The following is a 477-nucleotide window of genomic DNA, read 5'->3' on the forward strand; positions in this document are numbered from 1 at the left end:
TCTCGCAAGCAAAAAGGGAGTGCTAATCGCCGTAAAGCCCGAATACAGCTTGCAGGTGTACACGAACGGGTAGCCAATGCCCGTGCTGATTTTCAACACAAACTCTCTCGTGCAATTGTTGACGAAAACCAAGCGGTAATTGTAGAGACACTGAAATCGGCGAATATGATGAAAAACCACTGTCTGGCTCGCGCTATCGGTGATGCAGGCTGGCATGGTTTTATCACAAAAGCTGGAATATAAAGCCGCAGAAAAAAGGCGTCCATCTGGTAAAACTGGAGCAATGGTTTGCCAGTTCGAAAACCTGTCATTGTTGCGGTCATAAGATGTCAGAAATGCCACTACATAAGCGTATCTGGCAATGCCCTGAATGTGGAGTTGAACATGACCGAGATATCAATGCGGCAATCAATATCCGACACAAGGGCATATTGGAATTACAAGCGGCGGGACTCGTCGTTTCAGCCCATGGAGACC

1 pseudogene is annotated in these 477 nt (G+C 47.4%); it reads left to right on the forward strand.

Annotated features, from left to right (window positions below):
• A pseudogene (locus tag BHE89_RS20370) lies at positions 1–477 on the forward strand (RNA-guided endonuclease InsQ/TnpB family protein); the annotation flags it as partial.

It is taken from the genome of Shigella sp. FC1967 (assembly GCF_001743005.1).
Classification (GTDB): Bacteria; Pseudomonadota; Gammaproteobacteria; order Enterobacterales; family Enterobacteriaceae; genus Proteus.